19 protein-coding genes are annotated in these 23,053 nt (G+C 41.4%); 10 read left to right on the forward strand and 9 right to left on the reverse strand.

What is annotated here, in order from left to right:
- Positions 1–68: 68 nt before the first annotated feature.
- Both H148_RS0105655 and H148_RS0105660 read right to left on the reverse strand, forming a co-directional pair.
- Positions 69–842 (reverse strand): alpha/beta fold hydrolase, encoded by a 774-nt coding sequence (locus H148_RS0105655; protein WP_029033939.1) that lies wholly within the window; start codon positions 840–842, stop codon positions 69–71.
- Positions 843–923: 81 nt separating this feature from the next.
- A complete protein-coding gene (locus tag H148_RS0105660) occupies positions 924–2,216 on the reverse strand; it encodes an aminopeptidase P family protein (RefSeq protein WP_029033940.1) in 1,293 nt (430 codons plus the stop codon).
- 406 nt (positions 2,217–2,622) lie between these two features.
- Between H148_RS0105660 and H148_RS0105665 the strand changes: the two genes are divergently transcribed.
- From H148_RS0105665 to H148_RS0105680, 4 genes are all read left to right on the forward strand, one after another.
- On the forward strand, positions 2,623–3,423 hold the full coding sequence (locus H148_RS0105665) for a succinate dehydrogenase cytochrome b subunit (RefSeq protein WP_029033941.1): 801 nt from the start codon (positions 2,623–2,625) through the stop codon (positions 3,421–3,423).
- Positions 3,424–3,426: 3 nt separating this feature from the next.
- Positions 3,427–5,430 (forward strand): fumarate reductase/succinate dehydrogenase flavoprotein subunit, encoded by a 2,004-nt coding sequence (locus tag H148_RS0105670; protein ID WP_029033942.1) that lies wholly within the window; start codon positions 3,427–3,429, stop codon positions 5,428–5,430.
- A gap of 78 nt (positions 5,431–5,508) precedes the next feature.
- Complete coding sequence (locus H148_RS0105675) at positions 5,509–6,252, forward strand: succinate dehydrogenase/fumarate reductase iron-sulfur subunit (RefSeq protein ID WP_029033943.1); 744 nt, start codon at positions 5,509–5,511, stop codon at positions 6,250–6,252.
- A 78-nt stretch (positions 6,253–6,330) separates the two neighbouring features.
- Positions 6,331–7,488 carry a methionine aminotransferase gene (locus H148_RS0105680; RefSeq protein ID WP_029033944.1) on the forward strand — a complete coding sequence of 386 codons (1,158 nt, stop codon included), beginning with the start codon at positions 6,331–6,333 and terminating at the stop codon, positions 7,486–7,488.
- 2 nt (positions 7,489–7,490) lie between these two features.
- Here the strand turns inward: H148_RS0105680 and H148_RS0105685 are convergent, their stop codons facing one another.
- Complete coding sequence (locus tag H148_RS0105685) at positions 7,491–8,006, reverse strand: DUF1440 domain-containing protein (protein ID WP_029033945.1); 516 nt, start codon at positions 8,004–8,006, stop codon at positions 7,491–7,493.
- Between the two features lie 101 nt (positions 8,007–8,107).
- Between H148_RS0105685 and H148_RS0105690 the strand changes: the two genes are divergently transcribed.
- Positions 8,108–8,887 carry an amidohydrolase gene (locus H148_RS0105690; protein ID WP_029033946.1) on the forward strand — a complete coding sequence of 260 codons (780 nt, stop codon included), beginning with the start codon at positions 8,108–8,110 and terminating at the stop codon, positions 8,885–8,887.
- Here H148_RS0105690 and H148_RS17310 read toward each other — a convergent pair.
- Both H148_RS17310 and H148_RS0105700 read right to left on the reverse strand, forming a co-directional pair.
- Positions 8,874–10,511, reverse strand: coding sequence for an Ig-like domain-containing domain (locus H148_RS17310; protein WP_051286233.1), 1,638 nt, complete (start codon positions 10,509–10,511; stop codon positions 8,874–8,876). The two genes, H148_RS0105690 and H148_RS17310, sit on opposite strands and share 14 nt — an antisense overlap.
- Before the next feature lie 50 nt (positions 10,512–10,561).
- On the reverse strand, positions 10,562–11,242 hold the full coding sequence (locus H148_RS0105700) for a ComF family protein (RefSeq protein WP_029033947.1): 681 nt from the start codon (positions 11,240–11,242) through the stop codon (positions 10,562–10,564).
- Positions 11,243–11,315: 73 nt separating this feature from the next.
- Here H148_RS0105700 and H148_RS0105705 point away from each other — a divergent pair, with 73 nt between their 5' ends.
- The 5 genes from H148_RS0105705 (at position 11,316) to H148_RS0105725 (ending at position 18,720) form a co-directional block, all read left to right on the forward strand.
- Complete coding sequence (locus tag H148_RS0105705; protein WP_029033948.1) at positions 11,316–12,197, forward strand: hypothetical protein; 882 nt, start codon at positions 11,316–11,318, stop codon at positions 12,195–12,197.
- 63 nt (positions 12,198–12,260) lie between these two features.
- A complete protein-coding gene (locus tag H148_RS0105710) occupies positions 12,261–13,799 on the forward strand; it encodes a glycine--tRNA ligase (protein WP_029033949.1) in 1,539 nt (512 codons plus the stop codon).
- Positions 13,800–13,907: 108 nt separating this feature from the next.
- Entirely contained in the window at positions 13,908–16,892 is a 2,985-nt protein-coding gene (locus H148_RS0105715; RefSeq protein ID WP_029033950.1) for a GEVED domain-containing protein, read from the forward strand.
- A gap of 78 nt (positions 16,893–16,970) precedes the next feature.
- Positions 16,971–17,738, forward strand: a complete 768-nt coding sequence (locus H148_RS0105720; RefSeq protein WP_029033951.1) for an exodeoxyribonuclease III — start codon at positions 16,971–16,973, stop codon at positions 17,736–17,738.
- A 10-nt stretch (positions 17,739–17,748) separates the two neighbouring features.
- The gene (locus tag H148_RS0105725) at positions 17,749–18,720 is read left to right on the forward strand and encodes an OmpA/MotB family protein (protein WP_029033952.1); all 972 of its coding nucleotides are present in this window, start codon (positions 17,749–17,751) and stop codon (positions 18,718–18,720) included.
- Positions 18,721–18,728: 8 nt separating this feature from the next.
- On the opposite strand, the gene H148_RS0105730 is transcribed toward H148_RS0105725, so the two are convergent.
- The 4 genes from H148_RS0105730 to H148_RS0105745 all read right to left on the reverse strand — a co-directional run bounded on the left by H148_RS0105730 (position 18,729) and on the right by H148_RS0105745 (position 23,035).
- The gene (locus H148_RS0105730) at positions 18,729–19,805 is read right to left on the reverse strand and encodes a M23 family metallopeptidase (RefSeq protein WP_051286235.1); all 1,077 of its coding nucleotides are present in this window, start codon (positions 19,803–19,805) and stop codon (positions 18,729–18,731) included.
- Between the two features lie 139 nt (positions 19,806–19,944).
- Positions 19,945–20,469 (reverse strand): GNAT family N-acetyltransferase, encoded by a 525-nt coding sequence (locus H148_RS0105735; RefSeq protein WP_029033954.1) that lies wholly within the window; start codon positions 20,467–20,469, stop codon positions 19,945–19,947.
- A gap of 31 nt (positions 20,470–20,500) precedes the next feature.
- Positions 20,501–21,865 carry a DNA repair protein RadA gene (gene radA / locus H148_RS0105740; protein WP_029033955.1) on the reverse strand — a complete coding sequence of 455 codons (1,365 nt, stop codon included), beginning with the start codon at positions 21,863–21,865 and terminating at the stop codon, positions 20,501–20,503.
- Positions 21,866–21,889: 24 nt separating this feature from the next.
- On the reverse strand, positions 21,890–23,035 hold the full coding sequence (locus H148_RS0105745; RefSeq protein ID WP_029033956.1) for an alpha/beta hydrolase: 1,146 nt from the start codon (positions 23,033–23,035) through the stop codon (positions 21,890–21,892).
- Positions 23,036–23,053 lie beyond the last annotated feature (18 nt).

The raw sequence follows: 23,053 nt of genomic DNA on the forward strand, positions 1-23,053 counted from the left end.
GTTAGAGAATTTAAAAAAAGTTTCAAAACGGAAATTAATAAAACTTTCTTAAAAATCGACAAACAACGTTAATTATTCGACGAAATACACAAATTTATAAATCGTTCTTTACTTTCAATGTAGGAAAGATGGCCACCCGGAAAGATAATAAACCTGCATTGACAGGCTTTTGCCAAATGCTTTAGGTCGTGTATATTAACAAGAGTATCTTCTTGTCCTGCCACTATAACTTTATTTCCCGAATAACTTTTGAGAACTGAAGTTTTACTTGTACGAATTTTCATACCTTTTAAAGCAGCTGTAATTCCCTCTATTGGGAAAGTCATTGCATCTTTCTTTAATTTCTCTATTTCTTCAGCAAATTTCCTGGTGTTGCTGGGTGAAAGCAGGTTGTTAATGGCCATGCTTACATAGGCCTGTTTGTTTTTTTGAACCAACTCGATTGATCGATCCCTTATTTCTTTCTTCTCTTCAGAATCTGCCTGAGGAGTAGAATTGAGGAGCATAAGATCATTAATTATTTCAGGATGTTTTTCCAGAAGTGCAAGGCTCACATAACCTCCCATGGAATGACCAATGAAATTAGCCTTTTTCACACCTGTAGTTTTCAGGATTTCATAGACTACTTCAGCCATCAGTTCCATACTGTGTACTGCCCCAATACATTCCGACTTTCCATGGCCCGGCAGGTCTATGGTGATAATTTTTCCGTAGCGGGAAAATTCCGGCAGGAACTCCTCCCAGATCTTTGAAGATTCCAGAAAACCGTGAAGCAGGACCGTAGCCTCTCCTTCCCCAACAACCGAATAATAAATTTCTGCTTCCTTAAAGTCTAGAATCATTGGATTTTGAGTTAAAGGTTAGTGGTTATTAGTTAGGTTCCTGACTCCCTTTAACTAATAACCATTAACCAATATCTGAAGTTAGCTGTTCATGATCTCCTCAATCTCATCGGCCTCTATCGGAATGTTGCCCATCAGATTAAAGGGTTCCCCTTTTTCCTGAATGACAACATCATCTTCTAACCGAATTCCGAAGCCTTCATCGGGAATGTAAATGCCCGGTTCTACGGTAAAGACCATATTGGCTTTCATTGGCTCATAAAGGAGACCGTAATCGTGCGTGTCCAGTCCAATATTGTGGGAAGTGCCGTGCATGAAGTATTTCTTATAGGCTGGCCAGTCTGGATCTTCATTTTGGACATCGGCTTTGTCAAGGAGACCGAGTCCAAGCAATTCCGAAGTCATTAGTTTCCCGACTTCCTTATGATATTCGGCCCAGTCGGCACTAGGCACAAGCAATTTTGTAGCGTCATTTTTTATTCTGTTCACTGCGTTGTAAACCTCTTTTTGGCGCTTTGTATATTTCCCTGAGACGGGAATGGTTCGGGAAAGGTCACTTGCGTAATTAGCATATTCGGCACCGGTATCTAGAAGAATGAGCTCTCCTTCTTTACACTGCTGGTTGTTCTCAATGTAGTGGAGCACATTGGCGTTATTTCCACTGGCGATAATAGGTGTATAAGCAAAACCTTTTGAGCGGTTTCTTATCATTTCATGCCAGTATTCGGCTTCAATTTCGTATTCCCAAACTCCCGGTTTGACAAATTTTAAAACTCTGCGGAAAGCTTTCTCAGTAATATCACATGCTTTTTGCATTAGATCCAGTTCGATAGGATCTTTTACAGAACGCAGGCGCTGCAGGATCGGATTACTCTTCGCTACACGATGAGCGGGAAATTGTTCCTTACACCATTTGATGAATCGGGCTTCCCGGGTTTCGGTCTCAACATTTGCACGGTAATGCTCATTTGTATTAAGGTAAACTGTGTCGCACTGAGTCATGACTTCAAAAAATACTTTTTCAAAATCCTTCAGCCAAAAGACATTTTTGATACCCGATACTTCCAAAGCTTTTTCTTTCGTCAATTTTTCACCTTCCCAAACGGCAATGTGATCGTTAGTTTCTGTGAGGAAGAGCATTTCTCTATGTTTTTCTGAAGGAGCATCGGGAAACAATACGAGTATGCTCTTATCCTGGTCTACTCCGCTAAGGTAGAAAAGATCACGTGCCTGCTGGAAAGGCATTGTGCTGTCGGCCCCGATTGGATAAATGTCATTGGAGTTAAACACCGCCAAACTGTTCGGCTGCATTTTTTCAGTAAAATTTTTCCTGTTTTTAATGAACAGTTTGCGGTCTATTTGATGATATTTCATGTTTGTTTTTTAGCGTGTGCAACAAATTTAAAAAATTAAAAGCGAGAAGCCTTGGGAAGGGCTAAGGAATAGTGGTTAATGATAAACTCGGGATAAGAAGAGCAAGGCTTCGTAACAATTCAAATTTATCCTTTTTTCTTTTGATCTGACAAGTTTGAATTTCCCGATTTAATATAGTTCCTGGTTATCACTGCGAAACGGCTCATATTTTTCAGTACCACAGTAATTATCAAAGTGTAAAAGGGTGAATGTAAGTGTATTATCACATTGATGTGAACTTTAAAAATAGAGTCTGTGCAGCTTCTTTAAATTTATTCTAAATAAAGACTAATTCAATAAGGTTTGTTTGCTAATGATGTGAAAGGGCGTATTTTTGTTTTCATTTATTAAAACAATCATAAATTTTATGGCAAAATCTGCGCTATTAAAGTCATCGCTTGCAAAGAAGTACTGGATGGCTTTCACCGGCCTGTTCCTTTGTTTATTCCTGGTTGGGCACCTGGCAGGTAACTTGCAGTTATTGGCCTCGGGAGAGGGGGCAAGAGATCAATTCAATGAGTACGCCTTGTTCATGACCTCAAATCCTGCAGTAAGAATATTGTCTATAGTTACTTTTGCGAGTATACTTTTCCATGTGATCGATGGGATCATTATTACAATTAACAACAGGAAAGCGAGACCTAAAGGGTATGTGAGTTTTAAACCCTCCACAAACTCCAAATGGTCTTCAAGAAACATGGGTGTTTTGGGAACAATAATCCTTGCATTTATTGTTATTCATTTGATTAACTTCTGGGGAGAAATGAAATTCGGGGAATGGGAAACGCGGGATGAAAGTAACATTGAAGCGGTTCATGTTATGGAAAATGGAGTAGCTGTTGTGGAAATGGAAGAGCAAGATCAAACCTCCAACCTTATATATACGACCGAGAGTGGGGCTGAAGTAAAAGACCTCTACACCATTACTATAAAAACTTTTCAAGATCCAGAATGGGGCCTTATCTGGGCAATTATTTACTTGATCGCGATGATCGCTATCGGGTTCCACTTGTACCATGGTTTTGGAAGCGGATTCCAGTCTCTGGGAATTAACCACCCCAAATACAACACTTTTGTGAGAAGAGTGGGAGTTGGTTTTGCCATTATTGTGCCGTTATTATTTGCCATTATTCCGTTCTACATCTATTTTGTACTGGATAAAATTTAAGCTATGGGAGTATTAGATTCAAAAGTACCACAGGGGCCGCTGGCCGAAAAGTGGGTCAATCATAAAAATAAGATCAACCTGGTCAATCCTGCCAATAAGCGGAATATAGATGTTATTATTGTAGGGACAGGACTGGCCGGCGGAAGTGCTGCCGCTACTCTGGCAGAACTTGGGTATAACGTAAAAACATTTTGCTATCAGGATTCTCCCCGACGTGCGCACTCAATTGCCGCACAGGGAGGAATTAATGCCGCAAAAAACTATCAGGGAGACGGAGATTCAGATTTTCGTTTGTTCTATGATACGGTAAAAGGAGGGGACTACCGTTCGCGGGAATCCAATGTGTACCGCCTGGCAGAGGTTTCAGGAAATATTATAGACCAATGTGTTGCGCAGGGGGTGCCTTTTGCGCGTGAATATGGTGGTCTTCTTGACAACCGCTCCTTTGGAGGGGTGCTAGTTTCCAGAACTTTTTACGCAAAAGGTCAAACCGGACAGCAGTTGTTGTTAGGTTGTTATTCTGCCATGAACAGGCAGATCAACCGCGGAAAAATAAAATCCTACACCCGTCACGAAATGTTGGACGTAGTTCTTGTTGGAGGAAAAGCCCGCGGAATTATTGCCCGGGACCTTGTAACGGGAGAGATCGAAAGACACAGCGCACATGCTGTGGTGATCGCTTCAGGCGGATACGGAAATGTATTTTTCCTTTCCACCAATGCGATGGGAAGTAATGTTACTGCAGCCTGGAAAGTGCACAAAAAGGGAGCATATTTCGCAAATCCTTGTTTTACTCAGATCCACCCGACATGTATTCCGGTTTCGGGAGAGCATCAATCTAAATTGACGCTTATGTCTGAATCCCTTCGGAACGACGGTCGTATCTGGGTTCCAAAGAAACTGGAAGATGCCAAAGCAATCCGCGAAGGAAAACTGAAACCAACAGAACTGGCTGAAGAAGATAGAGATTATTACCTGGAAAGACGTTATCCTGCTTTTGGTAACCTTGTGCCGCGTGATGTGGCGTCAAGAGCCGCAAAAGAACGATGCGACGCAGGTTTTGGAGTAAATAAGACAGGTGAGGCTGTTTACCTTGATTTTAGCGCTGCCTTTATGCGCTACGGAAGAGAGGCTGTTTCTACACAAAAAATAGATAATGCTTCCGAAGAAGATATAAGAGAACTTGGAAAAGCAGTAGTTGAAGCCAAATATGGTAACCTATTCCAGATGTACGAGAAGATCGTGGACGAGAATCCATATGTAACTCCTATGAAGATTTACCCCGCTGTTCACTACACAATGGGAGGACTTTGGGTAGATTACAACCTTCAGACTACAGTCCCGGGACTTTATGCTGCCGGGGAAGCCAACTTTTCAGATCACGGTGCAAACCGTCTTGGAGCTTCAGCACTTATGCAGGGACTGGCCGATGGATACTTCGTACTACCATACACTATGGGAGATTATCTTGCGAACGATATTAGTACCGGAAAGATCCCAACCGATTCTCCTGAATTTGAAGAAGCCGAAAAGAACATCCGTGGACAATTAGAACGTTTTATAAACACTAAAGGAACAAAGTCTGTAGATTATTTCCACAAGCGTCTTGGAAAGATCATGTGGGACAAAGTCGGAATGTCACGAAATGCAACCGGATTAAAAGAAGCTATTTCAGAAATAAAAGCATTGAGAGGAGAATTCTGGAAAGAGGTACGTGTTCCGGGAACTATAAACGAAATGAACCCCGAGCTTGAAAAAGCCGGTAGGGTCGCCGATTTCCTTGAACTCGGAGAATTATTTGCCAAAGATGCACTACATAGGGAAGAATCTTGTGGAGGCCATTTTAGAGAGGAATTTCAAACAGAAGAAGGGGAAGCTCTTCGTGACGATGAGAACTTTATGTACGTCGCTGCCTGGGAATATACAGGAGAGCCTGCAGATGCAGTTTTACATAAAGAAGAATTGAAATACGAGAATATCGAAGTTAAAACGCGTAGTTACAAATAATTTGAAAATTTGAAAATGAGGCAATTTGAATTAACTCATCATCAAATCTTCAAATCTTCAAATCTTCAAATTAAAGATATGAATCTTACACTAAAAATATGGCGTCAAAAAGATGCCGCTTCTAAAGGAGGAATACAAACCTACCCACTGGGAGGTATTGAGGCCGATATGTCGTTTCTTGAGATGCTTGATGTTTTAAATCAGGAATTGATAGACAAGGGAGAAGAGCCCGTGGTTTTTGACCACGATTGCCGTGAAGGAATCTGCGGAACATGTAGCCTTCAGATTAATGGGGAGCCACACGGGCCGGACAGGGGGATTACTACCTGTCAGCTGCACATGAGAGCGTTTAAAGATGGAGACACCATTACTATTGAACCTTTCAGAGCAAAGGCATTTCCGGTGATTAAAGATCTTGTTGTTGACCGTACATCTTTTGAGAGGATTCAGCAGGCAGGAGGTTATATTTCTGTGAACACTTCAGGAAATACCCAGGATGCAAATTCAATTCCTATTCCTAAAGACCAGGCAGATGCTGCTTTTTACGCCGCTACCTGTATTGGATGCGGAGCCTGTGTCGCAGCCTGTAAGAATGCCAGCGCTATGTTATTCACTTCGGCTAAAGTTAGTCAGATGGCCCTATTGCCACAGGGAGAAGTTGAAGCCGATCGTCGCGTACTTGCGATGGTGGAGCAAATGGACAAGGAAGGTTTTGGAAACTGCACCAATACAGGTGCGTGCGAAATTGAATGTCCTAAGGGAATTTCCCTTGAAAATATTGCCCGTATGAACCGGGAGTACATGAGAGCCAGTGTAAAATAACATTTTTGACACCTCAAAATTCTGAAGATCCCGGACTTTGCAGTTCGGGATTTTTTTTGGAACTTATTGAAAAAACAAATGGCAACCGTTAGTAATATATCTTCTAAACTTCCGAAGCACGAGACCAGTATATTTTCAGTCATGTCAAAAATGGCTTATGAACATGATGCTGTTAATCTTTCTCAGGGTTATCCAAATTTCGATACAGATAAGCGGCTCAAAGAGCTGGTTTATGAGGCTATGCTGGATGGATATAACCAATATGCACCTCTGGCCGGGATTGCACTGCTAAGGGAGCAGATCGTTAATAAGATCGAATCGCTGCACGGTAAAAAATATGATAAAAAAACCGAGATTACGGTGACAAACGGTGCCACCCAGGCTTTATACCTGGCCATTACTGCATTTGTCAATCCGGGAGATGAGGTTATTGTTCTAAAACCGGCATACGATTCCTATGAGCCCGCAATTAAATTAAATGGAGGAATTCCGGTACTTGTACAGCTGGAAGGAGAAGAATATAAGCTGAATTTTGATTCCATAAAGCAGAAGATAAGTTCAAAAACCCGAATGCTCATCATCAATACGCCTCACAATCCCAGCGGAAATGTGTTTAGTAATGCGGAAATGTTGCAGTTGGAGAAGTTACTCGAAGGAACAGATATCATATTGCTGAGCGATGAGGTTTACGAGCACATTACCTTTGATGAGGCTAAACATCATAGTGCTTCCGCTTTTCCTAACCTCTCAAAAAGGGCAATTATTTGTGCTTCTTTTGGAAAGACTTTTCACAACACCGGCTGGAAAATGGGCTATTGTGTAGCTCCCGAAGAATTAATGGCCGAGATTTGGAAGGTAATGGAGGTTAATGTTTTTTGTGTTCATCATCCAACCCAAAGAGCTTTTGCAAAATATCTCGAAACACCAAAGCATTACCTGGAGTTGGGTGAATTTTATCAGGAAAAGAGGGATACTTTCCTAAACCTGATCAAAGACACAGCCTTTAAAGCAATTCCTTCAAAAGGAACCTACTTCCAGTTACTGGATTATTCAGAGATAAGCAATGAGTCCGACGTGGAGTTCTCACGTAAGCTCATCAAGGAATTCGGGATTGCCAGTATTCCGGTTTCAGTGTTTAATAAGGATCAGGTAGACTACCGGCAGTTGCGATTCTGCTTCGCAAAGACCAATGAAACATTGGAAAAGGCTGCAGAGATCCTGAAAAAGATAAAATAGGCTTACTCCTCCTCGTGTTTTCTGAGGCTGTCATTGATATATGCCCTAACAACTTCTGTAGTGACTCCAAAGATGACATGAGCAATTAATTCATTGGCCTGGGTTTTAAAAGGTACTTTATCGGGACTTTTTTCAAGCCCCATGAGAGGCAAACTGGTTTCATGAGTAGAGGCCCAGGTAGTGGCTCCAAGTATTGCCCCATCAAAAATATTTACTTCATCCTTATCTCTTTTTCCGTATCCATAAATGGCGCCAACGGTGGCACCTAAAGGAAGATTGACAAGCTGCTCAACAATGGCTTCATTCTCAAGCTTAATTGGGGTACCTACTAATTTAGTAGAAAACTTATCCATTACCTTTATTTGTGCAGATCTCTGGTCGATCTTACGTACCTCAAGAAATCGCTCAACACCTGCCTTGACAGCTGTACCTACAAGACCTGCTACAAACCCTGCAAGTATTCCACGGGAAGTACTGGAAGGAAAAGAATCTTTTTCTAAAAATGACTGTAAACTCATAACTTAATTTTTTCTCATTTAAAACTATTCAACTTCTCCCGCCAATGCAAGCATTTAACAAGCATTTAGCAGGGAAAAAGGGATTTTTCATACCTTTACGTATGGCACAAATTCTAAACACCGCACTCCTTCAGGCAAACCTTGAATGGGAGAATATTGAACAGAACAAAGCACTTTTTGAAGAGAGGATAAAAGAACTTCCGCAGGAGACAGATTTAATTATTCTGCCTGAGATGTTCTCTACCGGATTTTCCATGAATGCGGAAAATCTGGCTGAACCTCATAAAGGAGAAACTTTTCAATGGATGCAAAAAATGGCATTGGAAAAAGACGCAGCTGTGACAGGAAGTTTGATAATTTCTGAAAATGGCAATTTTTATAACCGACTTTACTTCGTGCATCCGGACGGTACCTCTCAAAAATATGATAAACGTCACACCTTTACCCTGGCTAAAGAAAATGAGACCTATGCTTCAGGAAAGGAGCGTCTTACTGTGGAATTCAAAGGGTGGAAGATTTGTCCCCTGGTGTGCTACGACCTGCGTTTTCCTGTCTGGGCACGTAATACCGAAGATTATGACTTGCTTATTTATGTGGCTAACTGGCCGGCTGCCCGCGTAGCAGCATGGGATACACTTCTAAAGGCCCGGGCCATTGAAAATATGAGCTATTGTATAGGTTTGAATCGTGTGGGCCGGAATGGAAGCGATCTCAATTACGTAGGACATTCGGCAGTTTATGATTGTCTAGGAAAGCAGATCTCTTCCAACCTGAAAGAAGAAGAATTCACCGAAATCGTAGAATTAAACAAGCGGCATCTAATTGACACCCGTTCTCAATTGAAGTTTTTACAGGACCGGGACCGGTTTACGGTACATTAATAGGAGCAGCTGCAGGGCTTGCATCAAAAGGGTATGTGTCATCCCAGTTTGCCCTTACGTCAATGGGTACGGGGTAATACACCACAGTTTCCGGTTGTTTTCTTCCAAGAAAACTACCGGTGTCCCACACCCGGTTCTCGTTGCGATCATATATTAACCTGAGCAAGTACTGACCAGGCTTAAGATTTTCGAAATTAATGGTATTACTACCGGTGGAATATCTCTCGGCTATAACTTCACCTTTTTCTGTTGTGACTTGTACAATAACTGGAAATTCTTCAACTCCCGTGAGATTGACGATAAGGTTTCCAAGATCTGAAAGAGCAGGTGTTCGTATCTGTGATGTAAGAGTGTCATTAATCCTTCCGAAGAAATCTGTAAAAGCACCCGGTAAGGCTGTTACCCTATAAGTCTGTTTTTCGGCTTTTTCAAAGTCAAGGCTGTAGACATTGTTCCACCTGTCGTAACTTCCTGTAAAAGGTACAGGCATGCTGTCACTCCGGGTTATACTCACCAGGGAATCCATAATTTCCTCCAAAGGAACAGTAGGGCTGATTTTTAATTCCTGATGAAAGCCTAGGGTAGATTGCGGCTCAAAGTTAAACTGCAGGGTATCACGTTTTGCTGTTCTTAATCTTGCAATTAATGTATCAGTAACTCGTGGTGTCTGAGCGATAAATTTAATGGTGTCCCGTTCTTCAAATGGTTTGTACCAGTAATGTAAAGTATCTGTTTCAGGATCCTTAGTTATTCGATCCTCAAAGTCTGGAGGTACATTTAAAGGGGTAATAGAAATGCTATCGGCCAGCATAAGTCCGGTATAACCAAAAATAATATGCTGTTGCCCCTTTACCTGGGGCCTTTCAAAATTTCCTTCCAATACTTCGGTAAAGAGAGTTAGCCCAAATTCCTCATCTGTGGGAATGGTGATATAATCATCAGCAAAGGCAATTTTATCCGTTTGGGGTTCAAACGTGTAATTGTTGTTCACATCACGCATAGCTACCAGCTGATAAGTTCCCTGCTTTAGATTATTTAACTGAAAAGTAGTGGCACTATCCAGCGTATTGGTAACATAGCGGGGAACACGTGAATAAATAACTGAATCCGAATAAGTAGAATCTACCTCATATAGCATCACAGAAATAAAAGGATCTGGTGCCCTGAGAATTGCATCATTTACGCTTCCTCTTATGGAAAGGGAATCAATATAGGGTCCTGTCGAAAATGCATAAGTAAAAAAACTAAGAGGGTTCGCCTCATTGTTATCTGTAATACTTCTTCCAAAGTTGATTGTGTATGTAGTACGCGGTTCCAGAGTATCATTAATTTCAAGCCGAATTGATCTGCTGGCGGTCCCTAATGGAGTTATGTCGGGCCGGGGATCCATGGGAGGAGAAATAATAATTTGTCGCTGTGGATCTGAAAGTTTAATGTATTCATTAAAATGGATCCTTATTTCATTAGCGTCAAAGTTAGTAGTGAAATTCTCCGGCCTTGCCTTCACGTATCGGGGTGGTTCTGTATCCAGGGGTCCACCGTCTGGCGTACCTCTTTTTGCGCAGGCCGAAAAGGCGAGAATAAGAGATAATGTGAGCAGGAAGTGTACGCCGGCACGTTGCATAAACAGAAATTTGGTACAAAGAAACAATTTATTCTTCTAATCCTGAAGTTCTAATGCGTAACAGCCATTGTTGCAATGCTTATCCTCAGATTTGGAATTTTTAAAAGTTTTTGGGCGCAGGCCTCAAGGGTGGCACCTGTGGTAACCAGGTCATCTACCAAAAGCACGTGAGCATTCTCAAGGGAGGAAGAATTATGAATAATAAAAGTTTCATCTATTGTTCCCCAGCGGGCGAGCCTTTTCTTAATTGTCTGGGTTTTTGTGGCTGTTATTTTAAGCAGAAGGTCATCCCGGTAAGGTACTTCCAGAGACTTTGCTATTTCCTGTCCAAATCCCGCCACCTGGTTAAACCCTCTTATTCTTAGTTTTTTACGGTGTAAAGGGACAGGAACAACTACCGTGATTTCCTGCCAGGCAGATAATTCCTTCAATTCACTTCCCAACCAGGCTCCCAAAAAAGGACCTACTTCTTTATGGCCCCGGTACTTGAGGTTGTGAATAAGCTTTTGAACCATACCTTTCTTTTCAAATAGCAGGAGGGAAGTTGCATTTTCAACGGGAATTCTTCCGTAGAAAATTTTTTCCACAGGATTATCTTTTTCCAGGTGGTGATCGGCTATAGGTAGTTCATGAAGGCAGGAGGTGCAAAGAATATTTTCATTAGTATTTAAAGTGGTTTCACATGAACAGCACAGCTTTGGATAGAGAAGGTTAATGAAATCGTGAAACATTTGTTAACAAATTGGTCTTAGCCTGATTAAAACTCCTAAATTTACAAAAGTAAACCGTTAAATATCATTTGTTATGACAGACCAAAAAAGTAATAATGCTTTAAAGATCCTTACCGGGGTTTTGACAGTCGCTTTGGTTGCATTAGGAATTTATACTATTAAATTTTATAACGAGGAAAAAGAGAATCAGGAATTATTGCAGCAGGAAAAAGCTGTAATTGAAGGAGAACTTAACGATTTAATCGTAAAATATGATGAGGCTATTGCCGAGAATGAAGGGCTCGATTCTGAGTTAACTGAAGCCAGAGGCAGAATAGTTGCACTTCGGGATTCGGTACAGGATATGGAAGCTAACCTTGTTTTAATATCAAGGTATCGCCGGGAAGTGAGTAATCTTAAGGCCGAAAAAGAACAATTGTTTAGAGTGGTTGACAGTTTAAGCAACCAAAATCTGCGGCTTATTACAGAAATCGACAGCACGAATAACATGTTGCTGGAAAGAACCAGAATTTCCGATTCACTCCAGGTCCAGACTCAGACAATGGCTTCCCAGATCGATCGCGCGGCTCAATTAAAGGTTAGCAATTTAAGAGGAGAAGGAGTAATCGAAAGAAACAGCGGCAGGCTGGTTGAAAATGACCGTACGCGGCGGGTTGATAAAATAAGAACCTGCTTTACCATTACCCCGAATTCTTTGGCCACTGCCGGAGATAAAGATTTATATGTCCAGGTTTACAATCCAAATAATGAGTTGGTGGGAGATCAAATTGCCGTTCAGCACGAAGGCGGTGTCATGGTATATAGCGCTGCAAATGAGGTTTACTATGAAAATGAAGAACTTGATGTGTGTATTTTAGCTAATACCAATCCCGATCGGCTTATTGAAGGATCTTATAAAGTGCTCGTTTATGAAGGAACTAATCTTATAGGAGCCACCGGATTTAGTCTTAGATAAAACAATTGACAATTAATCCTACCGCCCTGTCTTGGATCGGGGCGGTTTTTTTATTTTTGCTCTATGGCAAAACAAGAAGATTTTTTTAAATACGTAATTTCCCATGCTAAAGAGTATGGGTACATTTTTGCTTCTTCCGAAATATATGACGGCTTAAGTGCTGTTTATGATTACGGACAGAATGGAGCAGAACTTAAAAAGAATATTAGGGAATACTGGTGGAAGAGCATGGTGCAACTGCACCAGGAAATTGTTGGAATTGATGCCGCTATCCTTATGCATCCCACTACCTGGAAAGCATCGGGTCACGTAGATGCTTTTAATGATCCTCTAATTGATAATAAAGATTCTAAAAAGCGGTACAGGGCCGATGTTCTTGTTGAAGATCATGCCGAAAAGATCCTTCAGAAAGCGCAAAAGGAGATCGAAAAGGCGCGAAAACGTTTTGGAGAAGCTTTTGATGAGGAGCAATTTATAAATACTAACGATCGGGTACAGCGATATCTGTCCGAAAGAAAAGAGATCCTGGAACGCCTGGGTCGCTCCCTTACAAATGAAGATCTTAAAGATGTGAAGGCTCTTATTGAAGAACTGGGCATTGCCGATCCCGAAACAGGTTCTAAAAACTGGACCGAGGTAAGACAGTTCAATCTCATGTTTGGAACCAAACTGGGAGCATCTTCAGAAACTGCTTCCGATCTTTACCTTAGACCTGAGACCGCACAGGGGATCTTCGTTAACTTTTCTAATGTGCAAAAAACCGGAAGGATGAAAGTTCCTTTTGGAATTGCCCAAACAGGAAAAGCTTTCAGAAATGAAATAGTTGCCAGGCAATTCATATTTAGAATGAGGGAGTTTGAGCAAATGGAGATGCAATATTTTGTACGTCCCGGAGAAGAGCTTAAATGGTATGAGCACTGGAAAGAGGTGCGTCAAAAATGGCATTTTTCACTAGGCTTGGGAGAGGAGAATTACCGTTTCCACGACCATGAAAAACTTGCTCATTATGCAAACGCCGCAACAGATATTGAATTTAATTTTCCTTTTGGTTTTAAGGAACTTGAAGGTATCCATTCCCGAACCGACTTTGACCTTAAGGCACATGAAGAATTTTCGGGTCGTAAGTTGAGGTTCTATGATCCGGAACTTGGAGAAAACTATGTGCCGTATGTAATCGAAACATCAATTGGGCTTGACAGGATGTTTTTAGCTGTACTATCGGCTTCTTTAAAAGAAGAAGAGCTGGAAGATGGCAGCTCGAGAACTGTTCTAAAATTACCTGCAATATTAGCTCCTGTTAAGGCAGCCGTTCTGCCTCTAGTTAAAAAAGATGGTTTACCCGAAATGGCACAGGAGATCATTGAAGATTTAAAGTGGGATTTCAATGTGCAGTATGATGAAAAAGATGCTATTGGTCGCAGGTATAGACGTCAGGATGCCGCCGGCACTCCAATGTGTATCACGGTAGATCACGATTCTCTTGAAGATCGTACAGTAACTGTGAGATATCGTGATTCCATGAAACAGAAGAGAATTCCAATTTCTGAAATTTCAAAAATCATTGCAGAAGAGACAGATTTCAAACACTGGTTGAAGAAGTAGCTTTTTTCTGTTTAATTTGAGTTAAAAAAGAACAATTCGGCCCGAATTGTTCTTTTTTTGTTTCAGCTTATGTTAATTTTCTAAATTTATAGGTTAAAGGTTCCTCTTATGGTGAAAAATTATTTTCTTTTTTTACTCATCTTTTTTGTTGGTGTGCAGGTTAAGGCCCAAACTAAAGAAATATTGGGGCCAATTTCCCAGGGACTGGCAGAGCCATCTGTTTCTGAACCTCTTTCGGCCAAAGAACTAATTCCATCTGTTAGTATAAGAAAAGAAGTAAACCCAAAAAACCGAACTGCCAACAGGGTGGTACCCGGCAAAGGCTATCCAAAAAGTACAGATGCCGCCCTTCAGGAAAAGCCCGGTTCAATTCCTATGAAACAGGCAATTCTCTCTTTCGATGCTGCCAATCTCTTTCATACTCCAACAGATCCCACAGGGGCTGCCGGCCCCAACCATTATGTCAATGCGTATAATTCTGGTTTTTCCGTTTTTGATAAGCAGGGAAATATTCTTCTTCCACCTACAGATCTTTCATCGCTGGGAGGAGAATTTCAAGGAGAAAGACTGGGAGACCCGATAGTTTTGTACGATCAATTTGCTGACCGGTTCCTTATCACCCAATTTGCAGGTTGTCCTTTCAATCCTTTACGCGGCTGTCCTAATAAAACAGATTCAACCAATGCCCTGCTGGTAGCCATTTCACGAGGTCCCGATCCCGTGAATGACGGTTGGTACACGTATAGGTTTGCTACAGGTACCTTTCCAGATTATCCGAAATATTTCGTGTGGAGTGATGGGTATTATGTTACCACAAACCAAGACCTTGACGACCCGGAAATACATGAGGTGGTTTATGTGCTTGAAAGGGATAGGATGTTACAGGGAGAAGCCGCACGACATGTAGGTTTTCCTCTTCCCGGAGTGAGAAATAATGGATTTTATAGCCCTGCAGCTTTTAATGCTACGGGGAATGAACCACCCCCTCCCGGAAATATGCCTGTAATTTTTTATCAGGATGATTCCTGGATGGGGGTAAATTTTGATCATCTTAAAATTTGGCATGTTAACGTGGACTGGAACAATTTGCAGAACTCGACGATAAGCGAATCCCAGGAGCTAGGCCCTTCCCAGGGTCTCACACCTTTTAAAAGTACTTTTGACGGCGGTGGATTTTCAAACTTACCGCAACCTTTTGAAAATGCCGATCTTGATGCATTACAAGGTGCGGTGATGTATCCTACCTCCTATAGGAGGTTCGAGACCCATAATTCGGTTGTTTTTAATTTTGTGGTAGATGTAAATCCTTCCGTTGCAGAGCATGCAGGAATAAGGTGGTATGAATTGCGCCAGTTTGGAGATAATCAACCCTGGGTAATTTATCAGGAGGGGACATATGCGCCCGACTCCAGTGACCGCTGGTGCGGAAGTATAAATATTGACAAACATGGAAATATAGGAATGGGATTTACTTTGGTAGATGATAATCCTGAAACTCCCATGCTTCCTACTCTCAAATTTACCGGTCGATTTTTTAACGATCCTCCTAACCGAATGACTTTAAAGGAGGTAACGCTTGTTGAAAGCACGTCGCCAAGTGAAAGTAACAGGTACGGGGATTATGCTCACACGAGTATTGATCCTGTAGATAATGAAACTTTTTGGTATAACGGGGAATACTTCAGGCCGGGTTCCCGCTTAAACCGGGTGGGAGTGTTTAAGCTGGCACCAGAGTTTTCACAAGATGTAGGAGTAACCGAGGTAATTTCTCCTGTATCTGCCACTCTTTCTACCAGTGAGAGTATTACGGTGAGAATAAGAAATTTTGGGAGCCAATCACAATCTAATTTTCCCGTTGCTTTTCAGTTGAACGATGGAGAGGTAGTGAGCGAGATCTTTAGCGGTACAATTCCATCAACCGACCAGGTAGAATTCACATTTTCTGAAACTATAGACCTTTCCACTCCTGGAGAAGTATATGATCTAACAGCATATACAGAATTGGAAGGAGACATGAATCTGGCGAATGATTCTTCGTCTGTCCGTATAAACCATCTGCCACCAAGGGATATAGGCGTCACCAGAATTGTTCATCCCGAAACGGCATCAGACCTGGGTGTAGAAAATATTGTGGTAACCATAGAAAACTTTGGAGGAGAACCTCAGAATAATTTCCAGGTAGATTATGTTGTCAATGGTGGAAATCCTGTGATCGAAACTGTGAATGAAGTTTTGGAAGTAGGCTCTCAAATTACCTATACCTTCAATAGTCCATTTGATTTTTCGGCTAACGGGAAGTATATTATTGAAGCATCCACCTTTCTTGAAAATGACAGCGATACAGAGAATGATGGAGTGATAGAAACTGTTGCACAGCTCAATTGTATCCCCGAAGGTTCATCCTGTGCTTTTGGCGATGGGATCAACAGCTTTTATCTGGAAGATATTGTAAATGAAAATATATACTGTGATGATGGTTATAATAACTTTCTCGAGATCTCAGCAAGGCTTGATGTGAACAGGGAAACTTATTACGTAGGAATAAGATCCAATAGCAGCAGCGAATTTTCGATGTGGATAGATTTCAATGATAATGCGGTCTTTGAGCCCGAAGAGCAACTAATTACATCTGGTGATATAGCTTCTTCTTCTGTTGTAACTGAATTTGAATTTACCCTTCCTGAAAATGCACCCTTAGGAGAGCACATTTTACGGGCAAGAGCCGGAGATGTTAGCTCAAGATATGAAGGGGATCTCAACGATCCTTGCAGTGTAATGGAATTTGGCACTACAGAAGATTATACAGTGGTCTTGGTTGATGGTATTGAGGAATCTGAAATTCAGGAAGGGGAATTTGTCATTAGTTCTTTAGAAGGGGATATTTTCGAGCTCAATTTTTTCGCAGCATATCAGCGCCCGCTCTGGTTAACTGTACATGATATGCTGGGACAAAAAGTTGTGGAATCAATGGTAAAGAAAGGAGCAATAGGTTATGAATATTCACTTGACATGTCTTACGCCGCAACGGGAGTTTACTTAGTGCGTATTGGTACACGGGAGGAGGGGAAGGTACAGCGCATTATTGTTCATTAATCCCGGAAAACTCCGCTTTCATTCCTTCTGAAAAGCCATCCAAAAATGCTATTTTTGGGCAGTATAAAATTCAGAAGAATGAAGATTATTTCCTACAACGTAAATGGAATAAGGGCTGCTATAAAAAAAGGCTTTTTAGACTGGCTTGATAAAACCAATGCCGATGTGGTTTGCCTTCAGGAAATAAAAGCTACTCCAGATCAGTTTGATCAGGAACCCTTTGAAGACCTGGGCTATAAATACAATTCCTGGTTTCCTGCTGTGAAAAAAGGTTATAGCGGGGTGGCAATACTCAGCAAAGAAGAACCTAAAAATGTAGTTTTTGGAACAGGAATCGATTATATGGATTTTGAAGGCCGCAATGTTAGAGTAGATTTTGAGGATTTTTCGGTAATGAGTTTGTATTTACCTTCGGGGACCAATATTGCCCGGCTGGACCATAAACTTCAGTATATGGCCGATTTTCAGAAGTATGTGGATGAGTTAAAGCAGGAAATTCCGCACCTGGTGATCTGTGGAGATTATAACATTTGTCATGAGGAGATAGATATTCATGATCCTGTGAGGCTTAAAAACACTTCCGGATTTTTACCTGTGGAAAGGGAATGGATAGGGAACTTTATTAAAAGTGGATTTGTGGATTCCTTCAGGCATTTCAATTCAGATCCCGGTCAGTATTCCTGGTGGAGTTACCGTGCCGGCGCTCGCGGAAACAACAAAGGCTGGAGAATTGACTACAACATGGTGAGTGAACCATTAATGGATAAACTAAAACGGGCCGTGATTTTACCCGATGCCAAACACAGCGATCACTGTCCTGTTCTTCTCGAATTAGATTACAACTAATTTCCATCTTATGAAAAAACATCTTTTTTTAGCTTTTTTAAGCAGTTTGATCTTACTTACCTCTTGTGTTTCTTCTAAGGTTTATAAAGATCTTGAAGATCAGCACGCTCAATTACAGGAAGACAACCGGGAGCTTTCACAAGAGTTTGATGACCTGCAGGTGAAACACAGGCAAAACGAAGCCGATCTTGCAGCTTTGCAGGCCGAATATGAGAAAACTATAGCTGAAAGAGATAGGTTACAGCAGGAGTACAATACGACCAGAGCCAGTTATGAAAAATTGACATCTTCATATGATGCTCTTGAAGCGAATAGTTCTTCAGCCCTTTCCGAAAATTCCAGGAGGAATCGAGAACTTCTGGCAGAACTTGATGCTAAAGAAGAAGCCCTGCTTACCGAAAAAAACCGATTAGAAAAGTTGCAGAAGGATCTTACGGCAAGGTCTCAACGCGTCGATGAACTGGAGAGCCTTATAGCTGCAAAAGATGCTAAAATGAATGCTTTAAAAAATGCCATTTCCAAGGCCCTTGTAAACTTTGAGGGCAAAGGTCTTACGGTTGAGCAGAGAGATGGAAAGGTTTATGTTTCCATGGAAAACAAACTATTGTTCAGCTCGGGGAGCTGGGCAGTGGGACCTGAAGGAAAAAATGCCGTGCAACAGCTGGCATCAGTCCTCGCTCAAAATCCCGATATTGCTGTTCTTATAGAAGGGCATACAGATAATGTACCATATAGCGGTAGTGGTCAACTGACTAATAACTGGGATCTTTCCACAAAAAGAGCTACGGCTATCGTTCAGTTACTGCTGGAAAATTCCGGGATTAATGCTGAAAACTTAACCGCTGCAGGTAGAGGAGAATATGCTCCAATTGCATCCAATGACACAGCCGAAGGGCGCGCTAAGAACCGAAGAATTGAAGTAATTCTTACTCCTAAATTAGATGAGATAAATAAGCTGCTTCAGGAACCTGATTTCGAATAGAATAATTCTTACCATGGTGCCGCCAGACTTTTATGAATGAAGAAATTTTCATTCTGAATCCTGGTATGATACCAATTCGTTGTCTCACCGAGTAGTTGCAGCGTATCATTTTTGCTCGCACGCCCGGCTATTTCAGCTTTCGAAGAAGGACCTTTTCGAAGGTTCGCGGTGCCGGTTGCCCGCAAATATTCTGTAGCTGAAGTCGAAGTAAAATCTTCCGGGGCGGGAGGCTGATACACATAAGGCAAAGGATCCTGAGCTCCCCTAAATCCTTTGTAAATTCCGAAGTGAAGGTGCGGCGGAGTAGTTCTGGCATTCCCGGTATTGCCCACAAGACCCAAAGTGTCACCTGTAGAAACTTTCATTCCGCCACGAGCAATAATGCTGTCGAGGTGGGCATAATAAAGGGAATTTCCTCGTTTCGCATCCCATAACCAGACCTGTTTCCCGCCGAGACCTTTATTTGCCGTTGAGGAAACCCGGCCTTCTGTGACCGCAACGACAGGAGTTCCTTTGGGCGCAAAAATGTCTATTCCCTCATGACTTCTTCTCCCTCCATCCCGTGCTGCACCCCAGTAACTTTGAATTTCAGAATTTCCTTTTTCGGCTACGGGAAAGGTATAGACCGGTTCCTTATAAATTTTGATCGCAAATTCTGAAGCGGAATTCATTCCCGGTTGAAGGAGTACCTTAAAAATTCCCGGCTCCTCAGTTTCATGCTGAATTTCCGTTTCTCCAAATCCGGCCGACTTGATATGTTTATAGTTTACTACTGAATCAATAACTTGTTGGTAAAGATCGACGAAAACAGGGATATTGAGAGAATCGGTTTCTACATCTATCCGAAGTCGTTCTCCCGGGGTGAGGGCAACATTATAACCAAACACCTGAAATCCGGAAGCAGTGAATTTACCGGCTTCCGAATATGGAAGCTGAACAGCTACACTGTCTAAAAGGGCATTTTGAAAAGTTCTTTGCCACTGCGCATAAGCTGCCGGTTCGTGAGAATAATCCTTTTCATATTTTTCCCTGGTGGTTGGTTTTACAAAGAGATCTTTTACCCTGTTCACTTTGGAACAGGACATAATCATCAATATGCTGAACAAGAGCACAGTAATATATAGATTTCGGGGAATTCTCACATCGGGTAAAAGGCAGAAACTGTGCCAATCACCCTAAAGAAAAATCGCACTTAGAAATGAGTTTTTAAAAGGGTTAGTGGTTCTACAGGAAAAGCTTCATTATTTTATCTGTCTGCTGGTCGCTGCCCACCATGTAAGGATGAGTTCCGGAAATCTGAAAATTATTTTTTAGGTAGAAGTTGATGCCCCGAATGTTTTTCTCCCATACTCCGAGCCAAAGATATCTCATTCTTCTCTGGATTGCCATTTCTATTACTGCATCCAGTATTTGTTGTCCAATTTTTTGATTCTGAAATTCCTGCTTCACGTAAATTCTTTCGAGTTCCATCCCATCTTCTTCCTGAAGATCGGTTTGTGCATCTCCTAAGTTGATTTTGAAATATCCGACTGTTGAATCCTCCAGTTTTGCAAAATAAAATTCCGAAAGTGGATTTAGTAATTCCCTGCTAAGGTTATCTTCTCCAAAGACAGAATTAAGATATGCTTCAAGATCTTGTGGGTTATTTTCTGCCCCAAAGGCGTCTACAAAAGTTTTTCTACTTAATTCTTGAAGCTCCTGAAGATCTTTAGGAGAAAGTTTTTCAAAAATGACATTTTCGGGTAACATTATTTTTTAATTTTTTCATGTGAACGCAGGGTTAACCAAATAAATAGCTCACTACGTCTTCTATTTTTGAAACTTTTTGAATTTTAATTTCAAAGTTATTCTTCGGGAACTTATTTTGAGCAGAAACCACAATACTGCTAAACCCTAATTTTTCAGCCTCCAGAATTCGCTGTTCCACACGGGTCACCGGTCGTACTTCGCCTGCCAACCCGATTTCAGCTGCAAAACTTATGTCTTTGGGTATTGCGATATCTTCATTTGAGGAGAGTATTGCTGCTACCACGGCAAGATCCAGCGCCGGATCATCTACAGAAATTCCGCCGGTAATATTCAGAAAAACATCTTTTGCGCCCAATTTAAATCCTGCTCTTTTCTCTAGAACTGCCAGCAACATATTGAGCCGTTTTGCATTATATCCCGTAGTTGACCTCTGGGGTGTTCCATAAACTGCAGAACTTACCAGCGCCTGTATTTCGATCATAAGTGGCCGCATTCCTTCCAAAGTGGCCGCAATAGCGGTACCGCTTAGGTCTTCATCATTTTTGGAAATAAGAATTTCTGAGGGATTACTTACTTCTCTTAATCCATTGCCCTGCATTTCATAGATCCCCAGTTCATTTGTGGAACCAAACCGGTTTTTATGGGCTCTAAGGATCCTGTAGACATGGTTGCGATCGCCTTCAAACTGCAGCACAGTGTCCACCATGTGTTCCAGTACTTTTGGACCCGCTATACTTCCTTCTTTGGTGATATGGCCTATGAGTATAACAGGAGTAGCGGTTTCTTTTGCAAACTTAATAAGTTCTGCCGTGCACTCCCTGATCTGTGAAATGCTGCCCGGCCCGCTTTCTATGTAGTCGGTCTGCAGAGTTTGAATGGAGTCAATAATGACAATTTCCGGCTCCAGTTTTTCTATTTGCTGAAAAATATTCTGGGTTTTTGTTTCCGTCAGAATAAAACATTTATCAGAATCCGGATTAATTCGCTGTGCCCGCATCTTTATTTGTTGCTGGCTTTCTTCACCTGAAACGTAAAGGGTTCTATAATTAAGATTCAGGGAAATTTGAAGCAGAAGCGTACTTTTTCCAATACCGGGTTCTCCGCCCAGGAGGGTGAGAGATCCCGGAACAATTCCTCCTCCAAGAACCCGGTCAAGTTCATGGTTGTTGGTTTTGAGCCGTTCTTCCTTTGAAACTTCAATTTCCGAAATACGTAAAGGCTTGGTGGTCCTTTTAAGGTTTGGAGCCGCCTCGGAATTCCAGGGTTTATTATCAGATTTTTGTATAACTTCTTCGACAAGAGTATTCCATTCCCGACAGGAATTACACTGGCCTTGCCATTTGCTGTGTTGCGCACCACAATTCTGACAGTAGTACAGAGTCTTTATTTTGGCCATTAATGAGTTACTTCAAATGAGCTGCTAATAACCGAAATCTTGTTTAATTAAATCAGCTTTTTGAAGCATAAAATCCATTGTAACGAAGGCCACTTCTTCTTTACCGTAGGCCCCCTGAAATGTTTTCATGGCCTTCTTTGGTTGGCCATTGGCTTCATAAGAACGACCTTTATAATAATCCCCCAATGCCATATGGGGATATTGTTTTTGGGCCAGTTCCCCCAATCTTTCCAAATCTTCCCACTTCTCCCGGTACTCAAGGGCCTTGCCAACTGCCAAAAAATCATTAATGCGAACAAGCTTTTCTATTCCAAAATTGTTGTTGATGAGTTCGTATTTTTTCACCAGAAAATCATACGCTGAATTGTCCATTATCACCAACTCGTCATACTCCTTTAAACCGATTGGTTTATAGGACGCAAAAATATGTTCCAGTGCTTTTGGTAGTGCATTTCCTATAAGAGTGTAATGAGTAGCAGCTTCAAAATCATCAAAGCGATAATGAAGTTTTTCGTTTTCTATTAAAGTTAATTCTTTATTCAGCTCTCTTATGTGTTTTTTTAGCTCGGGAATGTCATTTGAGCCGGTGGCGAGGTAAAACCACCGCGGAGTCTGGGTGGTTGAAAGTATTTCTACAAGCCTGTTGCTCATTTCGGGTGCCAGGTCAGGGCTCAAATTAATGTATGCCTGAAAAAGCGGATCTGGTTTGAAAAGATAATAATTAATGAAATTAGAGGTGAGGTCGTGACCTGCAATAGCTACAAATCTTGAGGTGCGGTATGTATTGTCAATAAAAGGCAACAACTCCATGCCTAAAAATTCAAAAAACTGAGCTCCTTTTTTTTCCGGAAGGAAACGCTGTGGATCGTAACTGCTATCATCATTTCTGCTTTGCAGCTGGTTTACCCCTACAACTATGGCTTCGGGAATTTCATCCCAGTAAGAGTAATAATCAACATTCCCAGCCATAGGTTCAAAAAGATAGTCACCGTCAAGAACTAGAATGACAGGATACTTCTTTTTAGTATTTTGGTCGTAATCACGGGGCAACTGTATCTTCAATTCCCGTTCTTTTCCAAGTTTTGAAGAGTTAATTGTTTTATAAAGGGTTTGCGAAAAACTTAACTGTACAGCTAAAAAAAGAAAGATAAAAATGTATAATTGTTTCATATGCAATAGGTTTTTTTC

The organism is Salinimicrobium terrae DSM 17865, assembly GCF_000424665.1.
GTDB lineage: Bacteria > Bacteroidota > Bacteroidia > Flavobacteriales > Flavobacteriaceae > Salinimicrobium > Salinimicrobium terrae.